The organism is Mycobacterium sp., assembly GCF_049673265.1.
Lineage (GTDB): Bacteria > Actinomycetota > Actinomycetes > Mycobacteriales > Mycobacteriaceae > Mycobacterium.
This window is the reverse complement of record NZ_JBATXN010000419.1, coordinates 1-5,554: the sequence shown is the minus strand read 5'-3', so window position 1 is coordinate 5,554 and position 5,554 is coordinate 1. Positions and strand designations below refer to the sequence as shown.

The window sequence follows — 5,554 nt, the reverse complement described above, 5'->3', positions numbered from 1 at the left end:
ATCGTCAACTGGACCGTCGACCGGACCTACTCCTTGGAGACCAACCTGCACAACCTCGGAATTGCGCTCTCAGAACTGCTCACGGCTTGAGGCGGACCGCTTCGAGCTCGTCACCATCGAATCGAATTCGCAATAATGCCTGGCTTTGCGCTGCGGTAACGAACAGTTCGTGGGACCGTTCACCGCCGATGCACACGTTGGTGGCCAGCGATCCGGCCGGCAACCCGACCGACCCGACCCGCGTGCCGGCGACGTCGACGACATCGACCCGATCACCGACCGTCAGCGCGACCCAATAGTCACCGCGGGCGCTCACCGCCATCCCGTCAGGCCAGCCGTCCGCGAAAATGTGCACGAGTTCTGGTGAACCCCATTCGCCCACCGCATAGGACAGCAACCGCGACGACAATGTCGCTGTCACAAGCAAACTCGAGCCGTCGGCCGCAAAGCCAAGCCCGTTGATGAATACCGGTCCGTCGTCGATGACCTGTTCGGTGGCTCCCGAAGCGACATCGGTCGCATACACGTGGCCGGGCAGGCCCGCATCGGGAGTGCCGACGTCGAACTCTCCGCGAGTGTCGGTAATCCACAGCCGCCCGTCCGGACCGAACACCAGATCGTTCGGCGCTCCCAGCCCCTCGACGAGGTAGTCGACCCGCCCGGCGGTGATCACTTGAACACCTGGCTCGGCGGAACTGCTTGCGCCCCAGGCACCGCCGTTTTGCGCTACATACAGCGTGCCGTCGGTGCTGCACGCCAAGCCATTTGGGCCGCCACCAGTGTCGATGCGTTCCAGTGCACCGTCGCGCGGGTCGACGATGTAGACACAACCATGACTGATCGACGTCAGCGCCACGCGGTCATCGGGAAGCCACACCGGCCCCTCGGTGAAGCCGAGTCCGTCCGCGATCACGTCGATGTGCATGCTCACGGCTCCGGCTCAGGTTGTGGCAGGGGCGTCCAGTCGGCCGAGAGCTGCGCGCTAAACCTCGGGGACCGCCGTTCGAGGAAGGCGGTAACTCCTTCACGCGCGTCGTCGCTGCCCATCACCCGATGGTGCAGCTGTGTTTCCAGCGACGCAACCTGTCGCGGGGTATAGCTGTTGATCGCGCTGTCCCACAGCAGTCGCTTGCACAACGCCGCCGACATCGGCGCCACGTTGGTCGCGATGTCGCGGGCCATCTCCAAGGCGTGGTCCAACACCCGTCCAGCGGGTAGCGATTTGTTGGCGACACCGAACGCGACGGCCTCGGTCCCATTGAAGGTGCGTCCGGTGAGTAGTACCTCGGCAGCTACCCCCAGGTTTGCCAGATGCGCCAGTGTCCAGTGCGACGTGCAGTCCGGTATCACGCCCCGGCGGACTTGCACCACACCGTATTTGGCGTCATCGGCGACGATTCTGATATCTGCCTGCAGCGCAATGGTCAGGCCGATGCCAATGGCGTGGCCGTTGATCGCGGCGATCACCGGCTTGCGCAGCTCGAATGCGGCCGGGTCGATCGGCGATGCGGAGAACGGGGTGTCCTCGGCGGGGGCGTCGAACGGCGATGCGCTGCCCGAGAAATCCGCCCCCGCGCAGAAGGCCTGGCCCGCACCGGTGAGCACGATGGCCCGGACGTCGTCGTCCTCGTCGCAGCCCCGGTATGCCTGGCTCAGCAGCGCGCCCATCTCAGCGGTATAGGCGTTGAGATGCTCGGGCCGATTGAGTGTGAGCACCGCCACACCCGCGTTGACGTCAACCAGCACATCGGGGCTCACGCGTCGAAGTACACCACGCCACCTCGGACTAAGCGCGTGGTTTCCAACTTCATTAGCCTGGTTTTATGGCGCGGACTCACGACGACAGTTGGGACATCACAGAGAGCGTCGGCGCGACGGCGCTCGGTGTGGCCATGGCGCGCGCCGCCGAATCCGATTGCGACTGTCCCCTGTTCACCGACCGCTATGCGCAGCTCTTCGTCGACGCCGCAACCCAACGCGGCTGGGGCCCGTCCGTGATGGCCCAACGGCTGCCGATCATCGGCGGCTATGCGGCGGTGCGTACCAAGTGGTTCGACGAGTACTTCATCGCCGCAGGCGCCAACGGCATCGAGCAGGCCGTCGTCTTGGCCGCCGGGCTGGACGCCCGGGCCTGGCGGTTGCCGTGGGTTGAAGGCAGCGTCGTCTATGAGATCGACCAGCCACAGGTGTTGGCGTTCAAGGCGGACGCGCTGGCCACAACGAGCGCTCGACCTGCTACCAAATGTCGGGCGGTGCCGATCGATCTGCGGGCAGATTGGCCGACGGCCCTGCGCGAAGCTGGTTTTGACACATCGACACCGACGGCATGGTCCGCCGAAGGGTTACTGCCCTTCTTGCCAGCCGCCGGACAGGATCTGTTGTTCGAACAGATCGTGAAGCTCAGTGCCCCCGGCAGCCGGATCGCCGTCGATGCGCTGAGCCCAAGCTTCTTCGACCCGGATTACCTCGAGCGCCGCCGCAAATCCTTGCCGGACACCGGAGATCTGTGGTTCATCGAAGAGCGCACCGACGTCAACCAATGGCTGGCCGAACGCGGCTGGGCGGTCACCGCGATCGAGGCGCTGAAGCTGATGGGACGCTACGACCGCCTGCCCGACGGCGACGTGGCGGATCTCGTCCCCCGCAGCGTGCTCATCGACGCCCGGCTCAACACGATGTAGCGCGTTACTCCGAGAGCTGGAATTCGACTACCGCCGCAACGGAATCCACCGCCTCGCTCAGCGCGGCAAGCCGTTCGGCGGCCGACGGGGAGGCCAGCACCGAGTAGCGGTCGGCCGCGCCGATCGGAATACGCGACGCCAGTGTGTACAGCCGCGTGCCGGGATCGGCGGTGTCAGTGTCGGTACCCAGGAGCACGGCCCGCTCAGGCAACGAAAAGTTGCGGGCCGCCGCGATCCGCTCGAACAACATCATCACCCGGTATTCGAGCTCGTCCAGTTGGCTTGCGGTCACCGGTTCGCCGGGCTCGTCCGGCCAGGCCTGCACCATGGCCTTGGGGTAAGGATCGTCGGGCAGCCACTCGGACACCCGGATCCGTTCGCCGGTCCGGCAACGCAACACGAACCGGCCCGAGTCAGCGAGCTCCACGCATTCTGTGATCCTGGCCACCGTCCCGACGTCGCAGCGCACATCGCCGCCGCCGACCTCGCGGCCCTGGGAAATCAGTACGACACCGAAACGAGGATCTTCGTCGCTCACGCAGTCCCGTACCAGTGCGGTATAGCGCGGTTCGAAGATTTGCATCGGAAGGTCCTCGTCGGGCAAAAGCGCCGACTGGAGTGGAAACATCGCCATCGGAATGGCTTTCACCATCAGATATCCAGCTCACCGACCAGCGCGTCGACAACGGCGCGCAGGTCCCCCTCGTGTTCCTCGGCGACGCGCCGCTGCCGCTGATACGACGCGCCCACCCGCCAGATATCGGCCACCGAGGCCAACTCGTCGACGCAGTGCAGCGACGTCGCGACGGGTTCGAGGCGGTCAAGTAGGTCGATCATGTCCTCAGTAACCAGTCGTTCATTGCTTTCGGCGTCGAGAATGATCACCGCATCCAGCCCGTAGCGGGCGGCGCGCCACTTGTTCTCCTGAACGTGCCAGGGCGGCATGGTCGGTAGTGTCTCACCGGCATCGAGCCTACGGTCCAAATCGACTATCAGACAATGCGTCAACGCCACCAACGCACCCAGCTCACGCAGGTTGGACACCCCGTCGCAGATTCGCACCTCGAGAGTGCCAAGGTGTGGCGAAGGCCTTATATCCCACCGGATCTCGTCCATATGATCGATGATGCCGGTCTTCTTCTGGTCGTAGACGAAGCCTTCGAACTGCGACCATCGTTGGAAGTGAAACGGCAACCCGGCGGTGGGCAGCTGCTGGAACATCATCGCCCGATTGCTTGCGTAGCCGGTGTCCTCCCCGCCCCACCACGGCGACGAGGCCGACAGCGCCAGCAGATGTGGGTAGTACTGCAGCAGCGAGGTCATGATCGGCATTACTTTGGCGGCCGAGGAGATTCCGACGTGGACGTGCACGCCCCAGATCAGCATCTGCCGACCCCACCACTGGGTGCGCTTGATCAGTTCGGCGTAGCGCGGCGCGTCGGTGAGCTTCTGGGTGGACCACCGCGCGAATGGGTGGGTCCCGGCGCAGAACAGCTCCATGCCGCGGTCGCGGACGATCTGGCGAGCGGGTCGCAGTGTGCCGCGCAGATCCTCCATCGCTTGTGCCGTGTTGTCACAGACGCCGCTGACCACCTCGACGGTGTTACGCAGCAATTCCTTGTGCACACAAGGGTTTTCACCGATCTCGGCGATCACCGAAGTAGCTTCGTTGCTCAGGTCGCGGGTCTGCGCATCGACCAACGCGAACTCCCACTCGACGCCGATGGTTGGCCGGGGTGAGCCGGCAAAGTCGAGATGGGCGCGCGCCCTGCTCGTCGGCGCGCTAGCCGGCACCAATGACACCGCACGCCACCCGCTTGCCGGCGTCGCCGGTGGACATCGTGGTCTGGTCGGGGCCCGGCGACCCATTGGCCTGGTTGTAGCGATCCGACGGGATGTTGCCGAAGTTGTCGGCTCCGGCGTGAATGACGATCGCAGTCCCCGCACCGGCCAGCAGCTCGTCCTTGGTGAACGCATCGGTCGTCGTCACCAACAGTGCCGCACCGTCCTTGCGGACCTGTATTGAAGTCAGGTCGCCGCTTTCGGGGTCGCCGGTGTGCCCCGGCGCCTGGAAATGTCCACCGGCCGAGAGGAAGTCGCCCGGCGCTCCGCCGGTGGGGGGAGCCGAGTTGGCCTCACACTTGCCCACTGAGTGGATGTGTACGCCGTGGAATCCGGGAGTCAGCCCGCCCTGCCCGGTGGTCTCAATGGTGATTGTCGCGTAGCCATTGGCGAATTCGAATTTTGCCGTCGCCACCTTGCTGCCGTCCGGCGCGATCAGGTGGGTGGTGAGACTCTCCGGTACCGCGGGCCCACCCTTTTGTTGCGTCTCGGCCGGTGACGGCGACGACGACCCCGTCCAGATCGCCGGCGTGGTCCCGGGAGAGGTCGCCGGTGGCTGGTTCGGCTTGCAGGCGCTCAACAGCGCAACCGAAGCGGCGAGCGGGACCAATGCGGTGACGGCGGCAACGTTTCGGCGCGTGGCGGGCTTAACCATGGGGAGAGCCTATCCCGGCGACGACGCGGGCCGGAATGGCCCGCTGAGGGGGTACCTCCCAGCCCGCGCAGCGGCGAGGGGGCAAGCGGGATCATCAACTCCAGCCCGGCGACGATGCGTGCCCGGCAGCAGGCTGCGCCCAAGTTTTGTCGGTGGGTTGTGGGATGCTCGAACGCATGTTCGAAGACGTGCGAGCCCGGTTCGACGAGTACTTCGAGCGGCGGCACCCCTCGACGACGGCGGAGTCGGCGGCGCTGGTGGATCGGATCTGCGCCGCGACGCGGGCGGAGAACCGGGCCGCTGCAGCCGGATTGGCCGCGATCGGGGAGCTGTTTGGGTATCGGTTGTCGCGCTGCAGCGACACCGAGGACTGGGC

The 5,554-nt window shown here is 65.5% G+C and carries 6 protein-coding genes and 1 pseudogene; 2 read left to right on the top strand and 5 right to left on the bottom strand.

All coding sequences use genetic code 11. The features are described from left to right. Window positions 1–79 precede the first annotated feature (79 nt). Window positions 80–925 carry an SMP-30/gluconolactonase/LRE family protein gene (locus WBF82_RS14330; protein WP_424383662.1) on the bottom strand — a complete coding sequence of 282 codons (846 nt, stop codon included), beginning with the start codon at window positions 923–925 and terminating at the stop codon, window positions 80–82. A gap of 2 nt (window positions 926–927) precedes the next feature. Next, a complete protein-coding gene (locus WBF82_RS14325) occupies window positions 928–1,758 on the bottom strand; it encodes an enoyl-CoA hydratase/isomerase family protein (RefSeq protein WP_424383661.1) in 831 nt (276 codons plus the stop codon). Window positions 1,759–1,823: 65 nt separating this feature from the next. Here WBF82_RS14325 and WBF82_RS14320 point away from each other — a divergent pair, with 65 nt between their 5' ends. Further along, entirely contained in the window at window positions 1,824–2,681 is an 858-nt protein-coding gene (locus WBF82_RS14320) for an SAM-dependent methyltransferase (RefSeq protein ID WP_424383660.1), read from the top strand. Between the two features lie 4 nt (window positions 2,682–2,685). On the opposite strand, the gene WBF82_RS14315 is transcribed toward WBF82_RS14320, so the two are convergent. The 3 genes from WBF82_RS14315 to sodC are packed head-to-tail and all read right to left on the bottom strand — an operon-like array spanning window position 2,686 to window position 5,178. Next, window positions 2,686–3,333 carry an LON peptidase substrate-binding domain-containing protein gene (locus tag WBF82_RS14315; RefSeq protein ID WP_424383659.1) on the bottom strand — a complete coding sequence of 216 codons (648 nt, stop codon included), beginning with the start codon at window positions 3,331–3,333 and terminating at the stop codon, window positions 2,686–2,688. Next, complete coding sequence (locus WBF82_RS14310) at window positions 3,333–4,484, bottom strand: glutamate--cysteine ligase (protein WP_424383658.1); 1,152 nt, start codon at window positions 4,482–4,484, stop codon at window positions 3,333–3,335. The genes WBF82_RS14315 and WBF82_RS14310 overlap by 1 nt, the downstream gene beginning before the upstream one ends. Further along, on the bottom strand, window positions 4,465–5,178 hold the full coding sequence (gene sodC, locus WBF82_RS14305) for a superoxide dismutase[Cu-Zn] (protein WP_424383657.1): 714 nt from the start codon (window positions 5,176–5,178) through the stop codon (window positions 4,465–4,467). The genes WBF82_RS14310 and sodC overlap by 20 nt, the downstream gene beginning before the upstream one ends. 176 nt (window positions 5,179–5,354) lie before the next feature. Between sodC and WBF82_RS14300 the strand changes: the two are divergent. After that, window positions 5,355–5,554: pseudogene (locus tag WBF82_RS14300) on the top strand (hypothetical protein); the annotation flags it as partial.

Coding starts and splice junctions, on each gene's coding strand:
- WBF82_RS14330 (WP_424383662.1), bottom strand. CDS start 925: ATGCACATCGACGTGATCGCGGACGGACTCGGCTTCACCGAGGGGCCG.
- WBF82_RS14320 (WP_424383660.1), top strand. CDS start 1,824: ATGGCGCGGACTCACGACGACAGTTGGGACATCACAGAGAGCGTCGGC.
- WBF82_RS14315 (WP_424383659.1), bottom strand. CDS start 3,333: ATGGTGAAAGCCATTCCGATGGCGATGTTTCCACTCCAGTCGGCGCTT.
- sodC (WP_424383657.1), bottom strand. CDS start 5,178: ATGGTTAAGCCCGCCACGCGCCGAAACGTTGCCGCCGTCACCGCATTG.